The following is a 20325-nucleotide window of genomic DNA, read 5'->3' on the forward strand; positions in this document are numbered from 1 at the left end:
AAACCGGCGCCCAAAGGGCGCCGGTTGAAACGTTCCAGCTTCAAGAAGCGCTCAGGAGCTTGCGTTCAGCACCGTGACGGCGCGACGGTTCTGCGACCAGCAGGAGATGTCGTTGCAGACCGCCACCGGGCGCTCCTTGCCGTAGGAGATGGTGCGCATGCGGCTCGGGTCGATGCCGCGCGAGGCGAGATAGGCGCGCACCGACTGGGCGCGGCGGGCGCCGAGCGCGATGTTGTATTCGCGGGTGCCGCGCTCGTCGGCATGGCCTTCGATGGTGAAGGAGTAGCGGTTATAGGTCTGCAGCCACTGCGCCTGCTTGTCCAGCGTCGCGGTCGCCTGCGGGCTGAGATCGGTCTGATCGCTCTCGAAGAACACGCGGTCGCCGACATTGACCACGAAATCCTGCTGGCTGCCCGGGGTCGCGGCATTCGCCATCGCGTCGGAGCCCAGCCCATTCTTGTTGGCGCACGCGCCCATCGACAGCGCCACGGCCAGAACCGCGACCAACTTCATACCCTGGAGATATTTCATTCCCGGAGCCTCCACGCTCGCGCTCTTCGTACTACCCAATCGGTCTACAGGGCGATGGTTAAGCGAACGTTCCGTCAACCTTGACGGGACCTTGCCGGACCCCATCAAATGCCAGCCAATGGCGAAAAGCGCCCCCGATGGTTAATGGGTTGTAAATGTGGCGTGACGGTGAAGGCAAGCGCCGATCGGCGGGAAAACTGAGCCGTAACTCAGCCGGATCCAGCCGATTCAGGCCCTCAAGTCAACGGTCCCGCCCTACGCCTCAGCTGCTGGGCACGATCGAGGGGCGTTCGACTGATGTCACGACCTCGGCAGGATAGATTCGGTGCCCGTCCGAGCGTTCGAACAGCATCCGTCGTTCGAACGCACTCGAGCGCATGATCGGGAACCGGTTCAAGACCTGCTCGCGCAGGGTCCGGAACCCGGACGCCATCAGGGCGACCTTCTTCAGCACGTTCGGGAATGCACGCGGCTCGGCGATCGTCTCGTGCAGGAACACCCGCCGATAGAACGCCTGATGCTCGGCACGAACCACCGCAAGCCCGGTGTCAGCATTGAAATGCTCGCAGGCCAGATAGGCGAGCCGCAACGACAGATAGGGCAACTCGGGATAGCGCTGCGCCTTGTCGGGGTCGGCGACGAAGCGCGCCGGATCGATGAAGACCTCGCCCTCGTCGAGACGGGGATGCAGCACATCGCCGAACAGCTCGGTCGCATAGGACATCCGCAATTCCGGCGTCAGCACATGCAGACGCAGCGAGCTGCAGAGCTCTCCGTCGACGTAGATTCCGAACACCCAGGCGTTGGGCGCGTCATCGTAGCGATCGCTGACGCGCCGCGAATCCGACGGCAGGATCAATCCGCCGTGCAGGTAGGCGCGATAGCGCATCTGGTAGAGTTGATCTTTGTCTTCGGGAGTTTCGATAAGACGGTAGTCGATACGATCAAACAGCCCGGCGCCGCGGATCACCGGCGGATTGCGCTCGGCCTTTGCCATTATTTTCTACCCTACACTACCCGAGCAACTACAACGAGCGTGAACATTAACGAGTCCTTAACGAAATTGCAAAGCCTTCGAATTGTTAGGGTTAACCCTCCTGACCTTCCGAAACCGAAGCGGCAGGCCGGCCCTTGATGACTATCTAGAAGCGATCACGGCGAGGTGGTCGTCCGACCGGCGATGGCCGTGCGACGCGTTCAGCAATTGGCGAATTCTGCTGGCAGGAACGGGCCTGCTGAACAGATAGCCCTGCGCTTCGGTGACCGCGCCGTCGGCACTGATCAGCTCGAGTTGCTCGTTGGTTTCGATGCCCTCGACCACCACGGACATGCCGAGATCGGCCGACAGCCGGGCCACGCCGCGCAGCAGCGTCAGCGGGCGGTCGCTGTCGATCCCCTCGAGGAACGACCGGTCGATTTTGACCTTCTGCAACGGGAAGTTGTGGAGATAGCTGAGCGACGAATATCCCGTGCCGAAATCGTCGAGCGAGATCCGCACCCCGAGCGTTCGCAGCTGCGACAGTACGTCGTGGGTCAGCTGGGTGTCGTGCAGCAGCGAGGACTCGGTGATCTCGATCTCGAGCCGGTGCGCCGGCAGGCCCGACACTTCGAGCGCGTAGCGCACCTCGCTCAGCACGTCGCGCTGATGGAACTGCTGCGGCGAGAAGTTGACGGCGACGCTGACCGCCTCCGGCCACTTCATGCATTCCATGCAGGCCTTGCGCAGGATCCAGCGGCCGAGATCGACGATCAGGCCCATGTCCTCGGCGACCGGAATGATGTCGACCGGCGAGACCGTGCCGCGCGCCGGATGGTTCCAGCGCAGCAGCGCCTCGCAGGTCGAGACCTTGCCGGACTTCAGGTTGATCAGCGGCTGATAGAACAGCTCGAACTCCTCGTTGGCCAGCGCCTTGCGCAGGTCGAGCTCGAGGATGCGGCGCGCCTCGACGGTCTGCGCCATCTCGTCGCGGAAGAAGCAGAAGGTGCCGCGGCCGTCGGCCTTGGCACGGTAGAGCGCCATGTCGGCGTTCTTGAGAAGGGTGTCGGCGCTGACGCCCGGCGCGGTCACCGCTATGCCGACGCTGGCGCCGATCTCGACCAGGTGATTGTCGATCTTGTAGCGCTCGCTGAGGCGCGCGACGATGCGGCGGGCCAGGCCTGCGGCGTCCTCGTGCGACTGGATGTTCTGCTGGAACACGACGAACTCGTCGCCGCCGAACCGCGCGACGAAATCCTCGGGCCGCAGCATTTCCCGCAACCGCCCGGCGACGGCGCACAACAGCTGGTCGCCGCAGGGATGACCGAGCGTGTCGTTGACCTGCTTGAACTGGTCGAGGTCGACGAACAGCAGCGCGGACAATTGATCGCGGCCATGCGCCAGCAGCAGCCCGATCTCGTCGCGGAAATTGACCCGGTTGGGCAGCTGGGTCAGCTCGTCGTAGCGCGCGAGATGGCTGATCTTGGCCTCGGCGGAGCGCCGCTCGGTGATGTCCTCGAGCAGCACCACGGCACCGCCGTCGGCCATCGGCTGGAAGGTCCAGGACAGGAACCGGTTCCGGGTCGGATCGGGATCGGAGGTGACGATGTCGCGCGCCCGCGGATCCTCGATCTCGTCGAGGATCACCCTGCCGCTGGCCAGCGAGATCGATCCGGACGTGACGCAGGCGGCGATGACGTCCGAGGCACTGCCGCCGCTGGTTGCGATGCCCTGCGGCAGCGCCATCATCTCGCTGAAGCGGTGGTTCATCACCGCAAGCCGCGCGTCCTGGCCGAACATGCACAGCCCGTGCGGCATGTTGTTGAGCGCGGTGTCGAACTGGCCGGCGAGCGCGGCCTCGCGTTCGCGCGCCACGATCGCGCGCATGAAGATCCGGTGCAGGTTCGCCGAAATGCCGATCAATGCCAGTAGGAAGGCTGCGCTGATCACCGACATCGCGAGATAATAGGGCGTGCCGATCCACGCCAGCGCGAGCACGGTCGGGCCGAACACCAGCGTGATCTGGAGCTGGAAGATCCATTGCCGGCCATAGGCCCTGCCCGCGCCGCCTGCGGCAATGCCGGTCGTGACCGACAGGCAGATCATGTGGGCGACGGCGTCGTTGGAGGCGAGCAGCGTGGTCGAGCACCAGGCGCCGATCGCCGCCGCCTGGACCATGGCGCCGATCTGGTAGCGCGTCTGCCACCGCGCGGCCTCGCCGGCCGCCATCTGCGCCTTCTTGATCCGCGCCTGGTAGCGATGCAGGTCGAAGCCACGCACGGCGCCGGTCAGGATCAGGGAGCCGACGCACCACCAGATCACGTCCTGACCGGTCCGCAGCGCGGTCAGCGCCGCGGAGAGCGCGACGAAGATGATTCCCGCCATCAGCGGACCGGGCGCCTCGAACAGCGAATCGATCAACGCCGCGGAGATCGTCGGCGACGTCGACTGGTCCGGTTCTCCCGTCTGGCTGGCAAACTGCATCGTGAGGGCGCGCGTCCTTTTCAGGTCGCACTCTTACCGATCGCAGATGAAGTCTTTCTGAGGGAATATCGTTAGCGAGTCCTTGCCGCGGCCCCGCAACACCGAGAATTCAGCATAGGAATCAGTACGCTAGGCAAGAGTTGCCCGACAGCCCCGGGTTTCCCCGGAGCTGATGGGTCCATCACGACAGAAGCGGCGACCAAGCGGGGTCCGAAGCGAAGCCCGGCGTCGGCACCTTGAGCTCGTTGCGGCCGGAGACGTCGATGGTGAACAGCGACGGTCCGCCGCTGCCGCCGGGGTCGCGGAAGAACATCACGACGCGGCCGTTCGGCGCAAAAGTCGGGCCTTCATTGTGGAAGCCCGAGGTCAGGATGCGCTCGCCGGAGCCGTCCGGCTTCATGATGCCGATCGCGAACTGCCCGCCGCCCTGCTTGGTGAAGGCGATGTAGTCGCCGCGCGGCGACCACACCGGCGTCGAATAGGTGCCGTCGCCGAACGAGATGCGCTGCGCTCCGCCGCCGCCCGCCGGCATCACGTAGATCTGCGGCTTGCCGCCGCGATCGGATTCGAAACACAGCCGCGAGCCATCCGGGGCGTAGGACGGCGAGGTGTCGATCGCCGGCGTGTCGGTCAGCCGCGTCATCGACTTGGAGCGCAAATCCATCACGAACAGGTTGGAGTTGCCGCCCTGCTGCAGGCTCATGATGACGCGCTGGCCGTCCGGCGAGAAGCGCGGCGAGAACGACATGCCCGGGAAATTGCCTACGATCTCGCGCTGGCCGGTCTCGATGTTGAGCAGATAGACCCGCGGGTCGCCCTGCCCGAACTCCATGTAGGTGATCTCCTGGGTCGACGGCGAGAAGCGCGGCGTCAGCACGAGGTCCGCGCCGCGGGTCAGATAGCGCACATTGGCGCCGTCCTGATCCATCAGCGCCAGCCGCTTGACGCGACGTTCGGCCGCACCGCTCTCGTCGACGAACACGATGCGGGTGTCGAAATAGCCCTTCTCGCCGGTCATCCGCTCATAGATCTGGTCGGAGATGATGTGGGCGATGCGGCGCCAGTAGTCGGCCGACGTGTCGTAGGACTGGCCGGCAAGCTGCTGGCCGGTGTTGACGTCCCAGAGCCGGAATTCCGCCTTCACCCGCCCACTGCCCTGGCGCGTCATACGGCCGACCACCAGCGCCTGCGCGTTGATGCTCTTCCAGTTGTTCAGGTTCGGCGGCGCGTCGATGTTGATCGACTTTTCGAGATAGGCTGCCTGGTCGATCGGCGCGAACAATCCACTGCGCTTGAGGTTGTTGGTGATCACCTGCGTCACGCCGGCGCCGACCTCGGTGTCGCCAGGCGTGCCGGCGGCGAAATTCGGGATCGCGATCGGGATCGGCGCGAAGTCGCCCTCTGGAATTGGAATCCGCTTGGGGCCCTGCGCTAGCGCCATGCGCATCGGCGCCGCGGCAACGGCGCCAAGCCCGGCCATTCCGGCGATCATCTGTCGGCGGTCGAGGCGAAATGTCATTGCAGGCAAATCACTCTTGTCGGTCATTGTCGGTCGACTTCATTTGCTATTGGCCAAGCGCCCCGGTCGTCCTCAGGTCTTTCGCTCTGTGAACACCGGCGCAAAATACTTCCATTCCTCGAAGAAGGCCGCCGGCAGCTTGTACGGCTGGCATTCGATGATCGCCCGCAGCGCGCTCTCCTGGTAAACCCGCAGATAAGGCGTCGCCGGCGTACCTTCCGGCACCGGCGCGGCTTCGAGCGTCCCGTCGCGCTTCAGCTTGATCTCGAAGACAGCCTCGGTCTGCTGCGCCTCGATACCGCCATAGGGTTTCTTCCAGCAGCGTTCGACCTGCTGCTTGAACATCGCGCCCCAGGTCGCGGAATTGTCAGCCTGCTTGCCCTTCGAGGTGCCGAGCGCGGCGTTGGCGTTCAGCGTGTCGCCGGTGATCGAGGCACGGGTCGGATCGCGCTTGTCGAGCAGGGCTGCGATCTTGCTCTGGTCGAAGGTGCGCTCCTTAGGCTTCTGCTCGGGCGGCGGCTTGGCGGCCTGCTGTACCGGCTTCGGCGGGGGCTTCTTCTCTTCCTTCTTGAGCGCCTCGTTGATCGGATCGGGCTTCACCGGATCGGGCTTCTTCTCGACCGGCTTCGGCTCTTCCTTTGGCTTGTTCTCGACCTTCTTCGGCGGATCCGGCTTCTTGTCTTCGGGCTTCTCGACTTTCGGGCTCGGGGCCGGCGCCGTGTCGGTCACGACCGGCGGCTTCTTGTCATCGATCTTGCCCACGGCGTCGTCGACCGGCTTGGCCTCGGCGACCTTCTCGACCAGCGGCTTGGGATTGTCTTTCTTGCCGTCCTTCTGGCCGGCCATGACGTGAGATAGCTGATCGGCAGAGATCACGTCGACGGCGACCGTCTCCTCCTCCGGCATCACGAAGGCCTTGGTCGAAAACGTCACGAGCCCCCATCCGAGCACGAGCACGTGCAGGGCAATCGACGCCGCCAGAGTCTTGTCGACCTTGACCTTCAACTCAGATGTCCCCGTGCCGCTTGCCGCACATGGTGGTGCTATCCACTTTCCGGAATGATGACGATGTTCGCCTTGTACCCAGCAGCCCGGATCTCCCCGAGCAATTTCATCATGTCAGTGTAACAAACGTCCTTATCTCCGCGCAGATAGACCACGCGTTCAGCTTCCGAACGGGTCTCCCCGATTGCCTTGATCTTGGGCAAAAGGTCCGCGGCCGCGATCGGCGCATCGGCGAGATAGAGCTCGACATTCGAATTGCAGCTGCCGCCGGTGCGCTTGACCGACAGCGTCAAGGGCGGCTGGTTCGACGAGATCGACTTGCCGCCTGAGGCAACCGGCAGGTCGATGTCGATCGTCGACGTCATCAGCGGCGCCGCCACCATGAAGATGATGAGCAGCACCAGCATCACGTCGACCATCGGCGTGACGTTGATCTCGGCCATCACCGGCTTGCGGCCGCCGCGGCCGCGCCGACCGCCACCGCCGGACCCGGCCATGCTCATCGCCATGATCGTGCGCTCACGAAGCTGACCATCACACTCACTTTTTTGAGCATGATCTTTTCGGAAAACCGGTGCCCACTTTTCCGGATCATGCTCCTCAACCCCGCTCGTCGATCTGACGCGACAGGATGGCGGAGAACTCGTCGGCGAAACCTTCCAGGCGCTGGGCCTGCCGGTTCACCTCCGAGGTGAACTTATTGTAGAAAATTGTCGCCGGAATTGCGGCGATCAGGCCGATCGCGGTGGCAAACAGCGCTTCCGCGATACCCGGCGCCACCACCGCCAGGGAGGTGTTTTTCGAGGCCGCAATCGACTGGAAGCTCGACATGATGCCCCAGACGGTGCCGAACAGGCCGACAAAGGGGCCGGCCGAGCCGACGGTCGCCAGCACCAGGAGCCGCCGTTCCAGCCGCTCCACCTCGCGGGCGATCGAGACGTTCATGACCTTGTCGATCCGGGCCTGCAGGCCGGCAAAGGAGCGTGACTGGCTCTCGAAGGAGCGTTTCCACTCCCGCATCGCGGCGACGAAACAGGCCGCCATCGACTGGGTCGGCTTCGCCGACAACGCCCGATACAGCTCCTCGATCGACTGTCCCGACCAGAACGCCTGCTCGAAGCGGTCCATGGCGCGCTTGGTGCGGGCGTACAGCAGGACCTTGTCGATCGCGATCGCCCAGACCCAGACCGAGCAGGACAAAAGTCCCAGCATGACGCATTTGACGACCCAATGGGCCTGCAAAAACAGCGCGATCAGCGACACATCGCTCGATGCCAGCGGCAGCGTCGACTGAGCCACGTCGGCGGGATTCATCGGCAATATCCTCTCAACGCAAGTGTCCCATCAGGCGGGCCGCAATCCGGCCCCGGTTCCACGGCCGCGCACGAGGCGCGGCAAAAACTGCGCGAGAGCCTGTCACATCTGTCGCATGGGGGGCCCGTCCAAAGCCGAGCCTTGCTTCCCCTGCCAACATGTCAAAACGAGGGCTTTTCGCGCGGCATTCCGACCCTAACCAAACGCTAATCATGGTTAAGACGAGGTTACCACAGGGAAATTCCGGGGCTTGAATTGCCGGACGGTGAACGGGTTGCAGGGTTCCCCGGGGGCGGCCAGGTCTCCGACGGCGCCCGCTGAAGGCATGAGCGGTGCCGCGCTCTCCGCCGTCATCCCGGCGAAAGCCGGGATCCATAACCACAGGGTTGGATTGTTGAAGTCGGCTGCGGCCCAAGCGTCCCGCAACAATTGCCATTTGGGGTTATGGGTCCCGGCCTTCGCCGGGACGACACCGAATATGTGGCACCGCCGGTGAGTCATACGATCGGGTGAGGCGGGGACATTAAACAACTGGAGTTGGGGTCGACGTCAAGAGCTATTTCCGATAATGCGAATCAACTTTGTCGGGCAGGCAAAGGAGCGCAGCGACGTGCCCAGCATCTACGCCGTGCTCGCGATGGTGGGCACGCTGCGCTTTGCCCACCCTGCGCAGCTTCGGCTCAGCTCAGACTCCGCACGATCGCAAGTCCCGAGAACAGGCCCGCGACCGACAGCGCCACCGAGCCCAGCACGTAGAGCACCGCCAAGCCGAGCTCGCCGCGCTCGTAGAGCAGCGCGGTGTCGAGCGAGAAGGCGGAGAAGGTGGTGTAGCCGCCGAGGATGCCGGTCATCAGGAACAGCCGCCAGGGCTGCGAGGCCTCGCCCTTGAAGGCGAGGTAGCCGGCGATCAGGCCCATCACGGTCGAGCCCGTGATGTTGATGATGAAGGTGCCCCAGGGAAACGCGGTGCCAAACGCCCGCGCGCAGATGTTGTTGATCAGCAGGCGCAGGCTCGCGCCGAGACCGCCGCCGACGAAGACGAGGAGATAGCTTGTGAGTTGCCCCATTGGGGCTTTGTGCCGCATGGCCGCGGCGCTCGCAAGGAAACAAAAAGGGCAGCAGACGGAGCTGCTGCCCTTATGAATCTTTTTGCCGGAGTGCGATCAGCCGGCCTTGCCGAACAGCTCGTCGACATAATCCCAGTTGACCAGGCTGTCGACGAACGCCTTGAGATAATCCGGACGACGGTTGCGGTAGTCGATGTAGTAGGAGTGCTCCCAAACGTCGACGCCGAGGATCGGCACCGCGCCGTGCACCAGCGGGTTCTCGCCGTTCGGGGTCTTGGCGATCTCGAGCTTGCCGCCCTTGATCTGGAGCCAGGCCCAGCCGGAGCCGAACTGGCCGACGCCGGCGGCGGCGAAGTCGGTCTTGAACTTCTCGAAGCCGCCGAGATCCTCGTTGATCTTCTTTTCCAGACGGCCGGGCAGCTTGCTGCCGCCGCCATTCGGCTTCATCCACTTCCAGAAGTGGAGGTGGTTGTAATGCTGGCCGGCATTGTTGAAGACGGCGGCGTTCTTGCCGAACGAGCCTTTCACGATCTCCTCGAGGGACTTGCCTTCGAATTCGGTCCCCTTGATCGCGTTGTTGCCGTTGGTGACGTAGGCCTGGTGATGCTTGTCGTGGTGAAACTCCAGCGTTTCCTTAGACATGTAGGGCGCAAGGGCGTCATGGGCGTAGGGCAGATCGGGTAGCGTGAAGGTCATGGGGTAATGTCCAACAGAGGGTGGGAGACTACACTTAACGGGTCCCCCTTATAGAAGGTTCCACGGCGGAGAAACACCGCATTTTCGGATCGCGTATGACAGACCGGCAGGACTGAGGACGGACAGAATGAGCATCGAAATCGACATCCTCAACGGCGATGCGTCATGGCAGCAGGCCGAGCCGCTGCATCGGGCGGTATGGCCCCGCGATGTCACCGCAAGGCAGCCGTGGGCGCACATCGAATGGGCCAATGCCGATCTGCGCGTACTGATCGACGCGCCCGATGGCAGCGGACTGGCGTGCCATGTCGGTATCTACTTCCGGACCGTCATCTGGAACGGCCACAAGGTGCATATCGGCGGCATCGGCGGGGTCTCGACCCGCACGGATTGCCGCAAGCGCGGCTATGCCAGCCTGGCGATCGACGCGGCCATCCACACCATGCGCGCCAACGAAGCAGTGAAATTTGCTCTGCTGGTCTGCGAGCCGCATAATTTCGCCTTCTACGAGGCGCGCGGCTGGCATGCTTTCACCGGCGAGATGTTTTGCGCGCAACCCTCCGGGCAGATCCGCTTCGAGGCGATGGCGCCCTTCGTCTACGACATCGTCCGCGCGCCGCGCCAGGGCAAGATCGACCTATGCGGCCTGCCGTGGTGATCATGCACCGGCGGGGGTGGCTTGCGGTGGGCTGGCACCGTAACATGTTGGGCATCATTTATTGATTGCGGGCTTGATCCATTGACGTCGAATTGCAGCCGCATCAGCAGTGCGCTCCCTCTCCCGCTTGCGGGGGAGGCGAAGCAAGAGTTCGCACCACATGACCATTGAAGCTGCGATCGACGATGTCCGTCCCGCCGCGACCGCGCCGACCGCGCAGGTCGATGCGCTGCTGACGGCGCCGATCCTGCCGACGCTGCTCAAGCTGGCGCTGCCCAACACCATCGCAATGTTCGGCTCGACATTGGTCGCGGTCGCCGAGACCTCCTATATCGGCCGGCTCGGCACCGAGCCGCTGGCCGGCATCGCGCTGGTGTTTCCGTTCGCGATGCTGACCCAGATGATGTCGGCCGGCGCGATGGGCGGCGGCGTGTCGTCAGCAATCAGCCGTGCGCTCGGCGCCGGCGACCGCGACCGCGCCGCCGATCTGGCGCTGCATGCGGCGATCATCGGCGCCTGCGCCGGATTGTTCTTCACCGTCATGATGCTCGGCTTCGGGCACGTCTTTTATGCACTGCTCGGCGGACGCGGCGGCGTGCTCGAGCAATCCCTGCATTATTCGCAGGTGCTGTTCTCCGGCGCGGTCTCGATCTGGCTGGTCAACACGCTCGCCTCCGTGGTGCGCGGCACCGGCGACATGCGAATCCCCTCGCTGACGCTGATCACGGTCTCGATCGTCCAGGTCGCGGTCGGCGGCGCGCTCGGCCTCGGCCTGTTCGGCGCACCGCAGCTCGGCATGCGCGGCGTCGCCTCCGGCCAGCTCACCGCCTATACGCTGGGCGCGATTTTCCTCGCCTGGTATCTCGCCAGCGGCCGCAGCCGCCTGACGCTGGATTTCTCCGCCTTCCGTTTCCAGCGCGCGATGTTGCTCGACATCCTCAAAGTGGGCGCGATCTCCTGCCTGTCGCCGCTGCAGAGCGTGCTGACGATCCTGATCTTCACAAAAATCCTCGCTGGCTTCGGCACCGAGACGCTGGCCGGCTACGGCATGGGCTCGCGGCTGGAATTTCTGCTGATCCCGATCGCCTTCGCGGTCGGCGTCGCCTCGGTGCCGATGGTCGGCATGGCCGTTGGCGCCGGTCTCGTGGCGCGGGCGCGCAAGGTGGCGTGGACTGCCGGCACCGTCGCCGGGCTCGCGGTCGGGCTGGTCGGGCTCGTGGTCGCGCTGAAGCCTGTGCTGTGGATCGCGCTGTTCACCCGCGATCCCGGCGTGACCGCGGCGGCCTCGTCCTATTTCGCATTGGCCGGCCCCGCCTTCGGCTTCTTCGGCGTCGGCGTCTGCCTTTACTTCTCGTCGCAAGGCGCGGCCAAGGTCGGCGGCCCGGTGCTGGCCGGCACCATCCGCCTTGCGGTGGTCGGCATCGGCGGCTTATGGCTCGCCGCCGCGGGCGCGCCAGCCTGGACGCTGTTCGCGCTGGTCGGCGGTGCCATGGTGGCGTTCGGTCTCGCCACGATCATCTCGGTTCGGCTGACCCGTTGGGGCTAGCATGATCCGGAAAAGTGCGAAGCGGTTTTCCGAAAATGATCATGCTTAAACAACCGAGGCGCGACAAGGCGTCGCGCACCGGATCGTTGCCGGGACGTGACCTGTCCGGTTACTTGCAGCAAAATTTTCGAATCGCGCGCGCCTGATCGCGAGAATATGACATTGCGGACGCCGTTCGGCTTGATATGCAGGCCGACCTCCTGGGGAAGACATCATGGCCTGCAGATCTGGATTTCTGATCGCAATCATTGCTGCGTTACTCGCTATGCCTCACGTGCACGCGCAAGGCGCGCCTGAGCCGACCGGCGTCTGGCAGACCCAGACCGGCGATGCGCGCGTCAGGATCACGAAATGCGGCGGCGGCATCTGCGGCGTGATCGTGTCGTTGCGCGAGCCGATCGACCCTGCGACCGGCAAACCGCAGGTCGACAACAAGAACCCCAATCCGGCGCTGGCCAACCGGCCGATGATCGGGCTGCCGCTGTTTTCAGGCATGCATCCGGCCGCCGCCGGCAAATGGTCGGGCCAGATCTACAACGCCGATGACGGCGGCACCTACGCCAGCAGCATCACGCTCACCGGCGACAGCTCGCTGCGCGTCGAAGGCTGCGTCGGCGCGCTGTGCGGTGGCGAGACCTGGACGCGGGTGGGACGGTAAGACCTTTCTATCCTCCCCGCTGCGGGCGCGCGGAGAACCCCCTCACCCGGAACGCATCTGCGATGCGTTCCGACCTCTCCCCGCAAGCGGGGCGAGGTGAAGAAAGCAACTACACCGCCCGCGTCTTCAACACCGTCGCCGCCGAGGCGTAACCACCCCGCGCGCCGTCGATGAAATGGACGTGATCGGCGCGCATCACCGAGGGCGTGAAGCAGGTCATCATCGCCGCATCCTGCTCGTGCAGGCCGTAACGCACGATGCCCTGCGCCGCAGCGGCCGCCAGCCGCTGCTCGAGTTCGGCGGCGAGCTCGCTCGTGCAATCCAGGATCATGCGCAGGCCGTCGTCGAACTTGCGGAAGTCCGAGTTCTCGACGAGCTGCCGCACATAGGTCTTTGGCACGAATTTGCCGATCGGGATGTTGAACCGCATCAAGGTGTAGGCCCACAGCGTGAATCCGAGCACCGCGGCGCGCCGCAGCGCCAGCGAACCGCCGCGCCGCGCGCGTGCCTCGAACTCCATGCCCTGCGGCGGCCAGCGCAATGGCGGGCCGTCTGCGGGGACCGGGCGCCCGGCCTCCGGGCTTTTCTCGACCAGCGCGACGACGTCCTCGATCGCCTTGCGGAAGGCTTGCGGGTCGGCGCCCGCGGCCGGCATCACCAGCACCGAGAGGATGACGCCGCGCGCGGACGGCATCACCTCGAAACGGCAGGACAGGCCGGACAAATCGGGCTGCGTGCCCTCGGGCGCGGGATCGACGGCAAATTCGCCGCGCTTCATCGCGGCGTCGGCATAAGCGAGCCCGCCGCCGGAGAACATCGCATAGGACAAATTGGCCGACGGCCCGAAGCGCGCGACGCGCACGTCGGCGCCGGCGTCGCGGATCGCCTTGACCGGCAGCAGCGCCACCCGCATCTCGAGGTCGAGGTCGGCGCGCACCCAGCGCGCAGTCGCCGCCAGCGCTTCGCGCGTTCTGTCCAGGTCGGCGGGCGCGAGCGCAAAGCTCGCGCCGTCGCCGCCGAACACGAAGGGGAATTCGCGTCCATCGAGCGCATTGGTGACCGCGGCGACGACCGCGGCGCCGGCCATGTTGACCGCCTTGTAGCGCTGCGCCGCGATCGCCTTGGTCGATTCCACGATGTCGGCGACGCCGACGCTCCAGTCATCGGGCAGCGGCGCATAGAGCGCGGGGTCCATCAGGCGCGCAAAGCTGCGAAACACCGGGATGCCGCCGTAGAAGATCTCGCTGCCGCCAGCCATCGCACCGCCGCGCCGTTTCCGCCTCGGGAAATCCTGTAGCAGATACGGGGCGAATTGGGACCGGGTTTTGCGATGCAGCCCGGATGGAGCCGACAAACCCGCATCGAATGTGGGCCATTTCACGCGCCCGTCTCATCCCAGGTTGTACACTTTCCGGAATGCCCGCTTGAACCGGAAAGGACCGCGCCGTGACCCTCGCCTATGGATACGTCAAGACCAAGGTGACCTCCGAACCCAGACTGAAGCCGTCGCGCCACGGGCACGAGACGCAGTATCATCTGCACTGCAATCTCGACGTCGACGGCGAGCAGTGGGACGTCGCGGTCAACGTCGGCACCAATGATGCGGACGACCTCTTGAAATACAAGCTGGTGTTCGACTTCCGCCATCCGATCATCCAGACCCTTGCGGCGGCGAGCGCCGGCTCGCAGGACCTGACCGGGCAGAAGAGGTTGCCGGCGCTGGATTTCCTGCGCAGCAACCTGCTCGACAACACCGGCAAATGGCGCGACAGCGACGTGATGGACGGCTCCGACGACACCGAGCCTGCCGCCTCGCTGAAGCGGCTGTTGTCGCGCGCGCATCAGGAGAAGCGCGACGTCTACATCTTCGGCCGCTTCTACGCGCAGGGCGACGGCCTGCACGACGTCCACCTCAACCAGGGCTCGACCAAGGGTTTCATCCATCGCCCCGGCGACGATTCCAACGACCACAACGATATCTGGCAGGACGGCGCCGTGCTGGTCGATCTCGGCGAGCCTGAATGGGCAGCCTACGTCTCGGCCTTCACCCAGCAGCTGGTGCCGACCGACGATCTCGGCAATCCGACCGCGGACGCGACGACGATCGGGTGAGCGCGGCGTAGGCCGCCACCAGCTATCCGTCATCCTGAGGAGCCGCGAAGCGGCGTCTCGAAGGATGCACGGCCCGGCTGGTGGCCGTCGATCCTTCGAGACGCGCGCAAGGGCGCGCTCCTCAGGATGACGGAGATGGAATGGGTGCCGGGCGACAGCTACCCCTTCACCACGCCGCGCAGCACGAGTTGGTTGATGCGGCCGGCGAAGGCGGCCGGATCGTCCGGCATTTCGCCGTCGAGGATCTGCGCCTGCTCGAACAGCAAGAGCGAGATGTCCTTGGCTTCATCCTTGCTCTCGGCCAGCGCTGCGACCAGGGGGTGGCGCAGATTGATCTCCAGCACCGGCTTGGTGAGTTCGCCGCGGTTCTGCTGTGCCAGCATCCGCTCCAGCGCGCGGTCGCGCGCATCGCCGCCGGCAACGAGGCAGGACGCGCTCGCGGTCAGCCGCTGCGAGACGCGGACGTCCGAGACGCGCGTGCCGAGCGCATCCTTGATGACGGCGATGGTGGTCGCGGCGTCCGCGGCAGGCTCGTCCTTCTGCTCGGCCTTGTCGTCGGTGAGCGGGATCAGGCTGAAATCGATGTCGCCCTGGCTCAGCGACTTCAGCGGCTTGCCGCCGAAGTCGAGCGGCACTGATGCCCAGAACGCGTCGACGGGATCGGTGAGCAGCAGCACCTCGATGCCGCGGGCGCGCGCCGATTCCAGCTTCGGGTTCGACTTCAGCCGCTCGATGGTCTCGCCGACCAGGTAGTAGATATCGGTCTGGTTCGGCTTGAGATCGTCGACATATTGCTTCAGCGTGCGGTTCTCGCCCGCGGTGGTGCTGAAGCGCGCCAGCGCCAAGAGCTTCTCGCGGCGCTCGAAATCCTCGTACAGGCCTTCCTTGATCACCGGGCCGAACGCGGCCCAGATCTTGGCAAAGGCGTCCGGCTCCTTCTCGCCGAGCGCCTCCAGCTCGCCGATGACGCGGGTGGTGACGGCCTTGCGGATCTGCGCGAGCTGCGGGTTGTTCTGCAGCATCTCGCGCGAGATGTTGAGCGGCAGATCCTCGCTGTCGATCACGCCGCGGATGAAGCGCAGATAGGCCGGCAGCAGCTCGGCGTCGTCGGCGATGAAGACGCGGCGGACGTAGAGCTTGACCTTGCCCTTGCGCTCGACCTGGAACAGGTCGAACGGCTTCTCCGACGGCGCGAACAGCAGCACGGCGTAGGACTGCCGGCCCTCGGCGCGGTAATGCAACGTCATCGCCGGCTCGTCGAAGGCGCCGGCGATCTGCTTGTAGGCCTGCTTGTAGTCGTCGGCCGTCAGCTCGGATTTCGAGCGCTGCCACAGCGCACTCGCCGAATTGATCTGGCGCGGCTCGCCCTCTTCCGGCACCAGCAGGATCGGAAACTGGATGTTGTCGGAATATTCGCGGACGATGCGCTCGATTTCGTAGGCCTCGAGATATTTCGCCGCATCCGGCTTCAGATGCAGCACGATTTCGGTGCCGCGCACGACGCACTTGGCCGCTTCCTCGTCCGCCGGCGCGATCTCGAAGCCGCTGCCGCCGGCCGAGGTCCACACCCAGACCTCGTCGGAGCCGGCGCGGCGGCTAGTAACGACAATCTTTTCTGCCACCATGAAGGCGGCATAGAAGCCAACGCCGAACTGGCCGATCAGATTGGCGCCGTCCTTGGCCTCGGTCAGCTTCGACAGGAACGATTTGGTGCCGGAACGCGCGATGGTGCCGAGATTATCGATCAGCTCCTGGCGGTCCATGCCGATGCCGGTGTCGGTCACGGCCAGCGTGTTGGCCTTCTTGTCGGGCGCGATCCTGATCTCGGGCGGGGCGCCGTCGCCGATCAGCGCGGGATGGGCGATCGCCTCGTAGCGCAGCTTGTCGCAGGCATCGGAGGCATTCGAGATCAGTTCGCGCAGGAAGATATCCGTCTCGGAATAGACCGAGTGCACCATCAGGTGCAGCAATTCGGCGACCTCGGCCTGGAACGGCTGGGACATGGCAGCAGTGGTGGTCATGCGGGAAACTCGGGCAATCCAGGGTGGCGGGAAAGGCCTGATATAGCGCGGTCACGCGCCATGGCAAGATTTCGGAGCGGCCCGGGGAGTGAAACCCGCTCAACCGTCCGAAATCGCCGCGAGATAGCGCCGCACCGAGCGATCGAACGCCTCCTTGGCGTCGGAGGCGATGTTCTTGCCCCACCAGGCGCCGTAGATCCGATCGAAGGCGAGCGGCGCGACCATGCGCGCGATGCCGCGCACGGCCGCGGCATCGAGCGGAATGTAGTTCGGATAGGAGTACATGAAGCTCACCGAGCGGCGGTCCATCGCCACCATCGCGATATCGCCGGTCAGCAGCGCACCGCGGCCCTCGGCGCCGCCGCGCCAATGCAGCACCGTGCCGCCGGCAAAATGGCCGCCGGTGCGCAACAGCAGGATGTCGTCGGAAATCGGACAGCTGTCGCCCTGCCACGGCACGATCGCGGAATGCGGCCGCGTCACCCATTGCGCGTCGTCACCGTGCAGATAGACCGGCGCGTTGTCGAACGCCGCGCTCCAGTCGGCGACCGCGCCATAATAATGCGGATGCGAGATCGCGATCGCCCTCAGGCCGCCGAGCGACCTTACATGCGCGATCGCCTCGGCCGTCGCCAGCGGCACGCAGTCCCACATCACGCAGCCGCCGCGATCGGGCACCAGCAGCGCCCGCTGACCGATCGCGAACGACGGCTCCAGCCCAATTCCCGTCAGGCCGAGATCGTCGCGCCAGACGACCTTGTGTCGCGCTGCCAGTTGCTCGCGCGTCAACCACGCCTGCCCGTTCCAGTTCACATACTGCCGCTCGTCCTCGCAGATCGGGCAAGCCGCCGGCGACGCCGCGCTGTCAGGAAATTGCGCGCCGCATTGTTCGCAGGTCCACAGGGGCATCGTGACCCTCCACGACCAAGAGATAGCGCGAAACCAGCCGCCCGCCAGATCGCAACGCGGCTTCAATCGGCAGAAGGCGTCGAGGTCCGCAGTCCCGCGATCAGGATGTCGACCATGCGCCTGGCGGCCTGCATGCCCTCCGGCCCGGCGCCCAGACTGGCCACGCCGGCCAGCGCGCGCAGCAGGTCGAAGGGGTCGAGATCGAGACGGATGTCGCCGCTCGCCACCGCGCGGTCGAGCAGATCACCCATCGCCCGCTTCATCTGCTCCGACGACGCCGAGTACAGTTCGGAGGTGCCGCCGACCAGCGAATTGAGCGCTTCCTGCATTCCGCGCTTGGCGGCCATGTAGTCCACGAACACCAGCAACCATTCACGCAAGGCCTCGACCGGCGAGAGCGTCCCGGCCAATCGCGTGGCGGCCTCGACCAACTGCTCGGTCTCATTGCGGTAGACCGCCTCGATCAGGGCGTCGCGGGTCGGAAAGTGGCGATAGAGGGTTCCAGCCCCGACGCCTGCGGTGCGCGCGATCTCGTCGAGGCTGGCGCCCGACCCCTTCTCGGCAAAGGCCGCCTTCGCGGTTTCGAGCAGGCGGACGCGATTGCGCTGGGCGTCGACGCGCGGCTTGCGAGCGGGAACGGCCTTCTTGTCGATCACGCCAAAGAACCCCCTTGATAAACGGAGAGTGTCTCCGTATCTAAAACGGAGACAGTCTCCTCTTAAACCAAAAGCGGTTGGCAAACAATGGTTTGCCAGCACGGGAGAGCTGTGCTCGCACATCAAGGAGAATACCATGGCCAATCATTTCGGGGCGACGTCCACCACCGACGAGGTGCTGGCGGGGATCGATCTCAGCGGAAAACGTGTGCTGGTCACCGGCGTCTCGGCCGGGCTCGGCGTCGAAACGGCGCGGGCGCTGGTGGCGCATGGCGCCCAGGTGGTCGGCGCGGCGCGCGATCTCGGCAAGGCCGAACGTGCGACCAGCGAGGTGCGCGCCGAGGCCACGAAGGGCGGTGGCCTCACACTGGTCGAGCTCGACCTCGCCTCGCTCAAAAGCGTGCGCGCCTGCGCGGATGCGCTGGTGGCGGACGGACGGCGCTTCGATGCCGTGATCGCCAATGCCGGCGTGATGCGATCGCCGTTCGGGCACACCGCCGACGGCTTCGAGACGCAGTTCGGTACCAATCATCTCGGCCATTTCGTCTTCGTGAACCGCATCGCAGATCTGATCGCGCCGGGTGGACGTCTCGTAAACGTCGCCTCGTCCGGCCACCGCTATTCGGATGTCGACCTCGACGATCCCAATTTCGCGCGCACCCCTTATGAGCCGATGATCGCCTATGGTCGTTCCAAGACCGCGAACATCCTGTTTGCGGTGGAGTTCGACCGCCGCCACAAGGCGCGCGGCGTGCGGGCGACGGCGCTGCACCCGGGCGGGATCAGGACCGAACTGGGCCGCCACATGCAGCCCGATGAACTCGATCGGCTCGTCGCGCAGATCAACGCGCAACAGGCAGCCGCAGGCCAGCCGCCCTTTCAATGGAAGACGGTCCCGCAGGGCGCCGCGACATCGGTCTGGGCGGCGTTCGTCGCACCGGTTGCGGACGTGGCCGGCCGCTATTGCGAGAACTGCCAGGTGTCCGACGTCACCGATGCACTAATCAGCCCGGTCAGCCCCGGCGTCAGACCCTATGCGCTCGATCCGGCGCACGCCAAGGCGTTGTGGGCCAAGAGCGAAGAGATGGTCGGCGAACGCTTCTGATCGCAGGCCACGGCCGGTGAGGATTTTTCATCGGCCGTGGCTGCGGCAAAAGCCGTTCGGTGCGTGCGTCGCAGCCCCGTCTGCATCTCCGCGGGTGCGATGCCGAATTTCCTTCGGAACGAGCGGTGGAAATACGACAGGTCGTTGAAGCCGACCGTAAAGGCGATGTCGCTGACCTTGCGCGCCGCGCCAGTCTCGTGAAGCAGCAGCCTTCGTGCCAGCAACAGGCGCTGTTCCAGAACGAACTCCGAGAATGTCGTCCCTGACGACGCAAACAGCCGCTGCGCCTGACGGGCGCTGAGCGCATTCGCCCGTGCAACGGCTTCGATCGTCAGCTTGCCATTGTCGAGATTCTTCAGGACGTCGGCCTTCATCAGATCGAGCCTTGCCTTCGCCAGCCCGTCTCGTTCCTGCTTTTCGGCGCGGCCGCCCAGCGCAAGACCGACCAGATCGGCCAGATGATGCGCCGCAGCCTGCTGACCCCGTGCATCCAGCTCGCCGGCCATGTCGGTGCACAGCGCGGAATAGCGCTCGATCATCGCGTTCAAGGCACGATCGAGCCCGAGCGGCCGCGCCAGCTGATCCTCCGCCAAAGGTGCGACCTGGAGCAGCAGACGCCGCGGAAACCGCGTCGTGGTAAATCCTCCGGAGCGCGTGAGATCCGCCGCGCCGACGATGTTCATTTCGGTGAGACAGATCTGCCCGCGCGCCAACTCGATTGCCGTGCCTGCCTGCGTCACCTGGACCTTGCCGCGGGTCGCGAAGATCAGCACCAAGTCGTCGCAGCCGTCGTCCAGCAGCGCGCGGGTGCGCGCGAACCGCGCCGAGCCGCCCTGCGGCGTCGCGATGACCACGGAATGCAGCTGGGTGAACTCGTTATGGCAATCGATGCGGTCGTCGCCGGCCGGCCCGACGTCGAGCCGGCAGAAGCCGCGGCAAATGCCCTCGCGCCACGCTTCATAGGCGGCCCCCCTGGCGAGCCCGTGATGGAAGATCGAGAAGCGGTTGGGCGCCTGTGTCTCGGACATGATCCGTGCTCCGAAAGCCCGATCGATCAGACGATGACCG

19 protein-coding genes are annotated in these 20325 nt (G+C 65.2%); 5 read left to right on the forward strand and 14 right to left on the reverse strand.

From position 1 onward, the window contains the following. Positions 1-51 precede the first annotated feature (51 nt). From pal to IC762_RS31220, 9 genes are all read right to left on the reverse strand, one after another. Positions 52-531 (reverse strand): peptidoglycan-associated lipoprotein Pal, encoded by a 480-nt coding sequence (pal, locus tag IC762_RS31180; RefSeq protein ID WP_195785927.1) that lies wholly within the window; start codon positions 529-531, stop codon positions 52-54. Between the two features lie 262 nt (positions 532-793). Next, a complete protein-coding gene (locus IC762_RS31185; protein WP_246801338.1) occupies positions 794-1528 on the reverse strand; it encodes an N-acyl amino acid synthase FeeM domain-containing protein in 735 nt (244 codons plus the stop codon). A gap of 141 nt (positions 1529-1669) precedes the next feature. After that, the gene (locus IC762_RS31190; RefSeq protein ID WP_195785928.1) at positions 1670-3991 is read right to left on the reverse strand and encodes a putative bifunctional diguanylate cyclase/phosphodiesterase; all 2322 of its coding nucleotides are present in this window, start codon (positions 3989-3991) and stop codon (positions 1670-1672) included. Positions 3992-4172: 181 nt separating this feature from the next. Next, a complete protein-coding gene (gene tolB, locus IC762_RS31195) occupies positions 4173-5510 on the reverse strand; it encodes a Tol-Pal system beta propeller repeat protein TolB (RefSeq protein ID WP_195790371.1) in 1338 nt (445 codons plus the stop codon). A gap of 72 nt (positions 5511-5582) precedes the next feature. Beyond that, positions 5583-6515 carry a protein TolA gene (locus tag IC762_RS31200; protein ID WP_195785929.1) on the reverse strand — a complete coding sequence of 311 codons (933 nt, stop codon included), beginning with the start codon at positions 6513-6515 and terminating at the stop codon, positions 5583-5585. Between the two features lie 38 nt (positions 6516-6553). Continuing rightward, on the reverse strand, positions 6554-7024 hold the full coding sequence (locus IC762_RS31205; RefSeq protein WP_195785930.1) for a biopolymer transporter ExbD: 471 nt from the start codon (positions 7022-7024) through the stop codon (positions 6554-6556). Between the two features lie 91 nt (positions 7025-7115). Next, positions 7116-7829 carry a protein TolQ gene (gene tolQ, locus IC762_RS31210; protein WP_195785931.1) on the reverse strand — a complete coding sequence of 238 codons (714 nt, stop codon included), beginning with the start codon at positions 7827-7829 and terminating at the stop codon, positions 7116-7118. A 680-nt stretch (positions 7830-8509) separates the two neighbouring features. Next, positions 8510-8896, reverse strand: coding sequence for a fluoride efflux transporter CrcB (crcB, locus tag IC762_RS31215; protein WP_195785932.1), 387 nt, complete (start codon positions 8894-8896; stop codon positions 8510-8512). Between the two features lie 96 nt (positions 8897-8992). Next, on the reverse strand, positions 8993-9592 hold the full coding sequence (locus IC762_RS31220; protein WP_195785933.1) for a superoxide dismutase: 600 nt from the start codon (positions 9590-9592) through the stop codon (positions 8993-8995). Between the two features lie 127 nt (positions 9593-9719). Here IC762_RS31220 and IC762_RS31225 point away from each other — a divergent pair, with 127 nt between their 5' ends. From IC762_RS31225 to IC762_RS31235, 3 genes are all read left to right on the forward strand, one after another. Continuing rightward, complete coding sequence (locus IC762_RS31225; RefSeq protein ID WP_195785934.1) at positions 9720-10250, forward strand: GNAT family N-acetyltransferase; 531 nt, start codon at positions 9720-9722, stop codon at positions 10248-10250. Between the two features lie 160 nt (positions 10251-10410). Beyond that, a complete protein-coding gene (locus IC762_RS31230; RefSeq protein ID WP_195785935.1) occupies positions 10411-11796 on the forward strand; it encodes an MATE family efflux transporter in 1386 nt (461 codons plus the stop codon). A 214-nt stretch (positions 11797-12010) separates the two neighbouring features. After that, complete coding sequence (locus IC762_RS31235; RefSeq protein ID WP_195785936.1) at positions 12011-12454, forward strand: DUF2147 domain-containing protein; 444 nt, start codon at positions 12011-12013, stop codon at positions 12452-12454. Positions 12455-12563: 109 nt separating this feature from the next. On the opposite strand, the gene IC762_RS31240 is transcribed toward IC762_RS31235, so the two are convergent. Then, positions 12564-13712, reverse strand: coding sequence for a DUF3095 domain-containing protein (locus IC762_RS31240; RefSeq protein ID WP_195785937.1), 1149 nt, complete (start codon positions 13710-13712; stop codon positions 12564-12566). Between the two features lie 188 nt (positions 13713-13900). On the opposite strand from IC762_RS31240, the gene IC762_RS31245 reads away from it, so the two are divergent. Beyond that, complete coding sequence (locus IC762_RS31245; RefSeq protein ID WP_195785938.1) at positions 13901-14566, forward strand: DUF2278 family protein; 666 nt, start codon at positions 13901-13903, stop codon at positions 14564-14566. A gap of 158 nt (positions 14567-14724) precedes the next feature. On the opposite strand, the gene htpG is transcribed toward IC762_RS31245, so the two are convergent. The 3 genes from htpG to IC762_RS31260 form a co-directional block, all read right to left on the reverse strand. Further along, complete coding sequence (htpG, locus tag IC762_RS31250; protein ID WP_195785939.1) at positions 14725-16587, reverse strand: molecular chaperone HtpG; 1863 nt, start codon at positions 16585-16587, stop codon at positions 14725-14727. A gap of 99 nt (positions 16588-16686) precedes the next feature. Then, entirely contained in the window at positions 16687-17496 is an 810-nt protein-coding gene (locus IC762_RS31255) for an MBL fold metallo-hydrolase (RefSeq protein ID WP_195785940.1), read from the reverse strand. Positions 17497-17558: 62 nt separating this feature from the next. Beyond that, positions 17559-18152 carry a TetR/AcrR family transcriptional regulator gene (locus IC762_RS31260; protein WP_433995863.1) on the reverse strand — a complete coding sequence of 198 codons (594 nt, stop codon included), beginning with the start codon at positions 18150-18152 and terminating at the stop codon, positions 17559-17561. Between the two features lie 136 nt (positions 18153-18288). Between IC762_RS31260 and IC762_RS31265 the strand changes: the two genes are divergently transcribed. Then, entirely contained in the window at positions 18289-19257 is a 969-nt protein-coding gene (locus IC762_RS31265; RefSeq protein WP_195785941.1) for an SDR family NAD(P)-dependent oxidoreductase, read from the forward strand. Here the strand turns inward: IC762_RS31265 and IC762_RS31270 are convergent. After that, the gene (locus IC762_RS31270; RefSeq protein WP_195785942.1) at positions 19185-20285 is read right to left on the reverse strand and encodes an AraC family transcriptional regulator; all 1101 of its coding nucleotides are present in this window, start codon (positions 20283-20285) and stop codon (positions 19185-19187) included. The genes IC762_RS31265 and IC762_RS31270 overlap by 73 nt on opposite strands. Between the last annotated feature and the right edge of the window lie 40 nt (positions 20286-20325).

This window comes from Bradyrhizobium genosp. L (assembly GCF_015624485.1).
GTDB lineage: Bacteria > Pseudomonadota > Alphaproteobacteria > Rhizobiales > Xanthobacteraceae > Bradyrhizobium.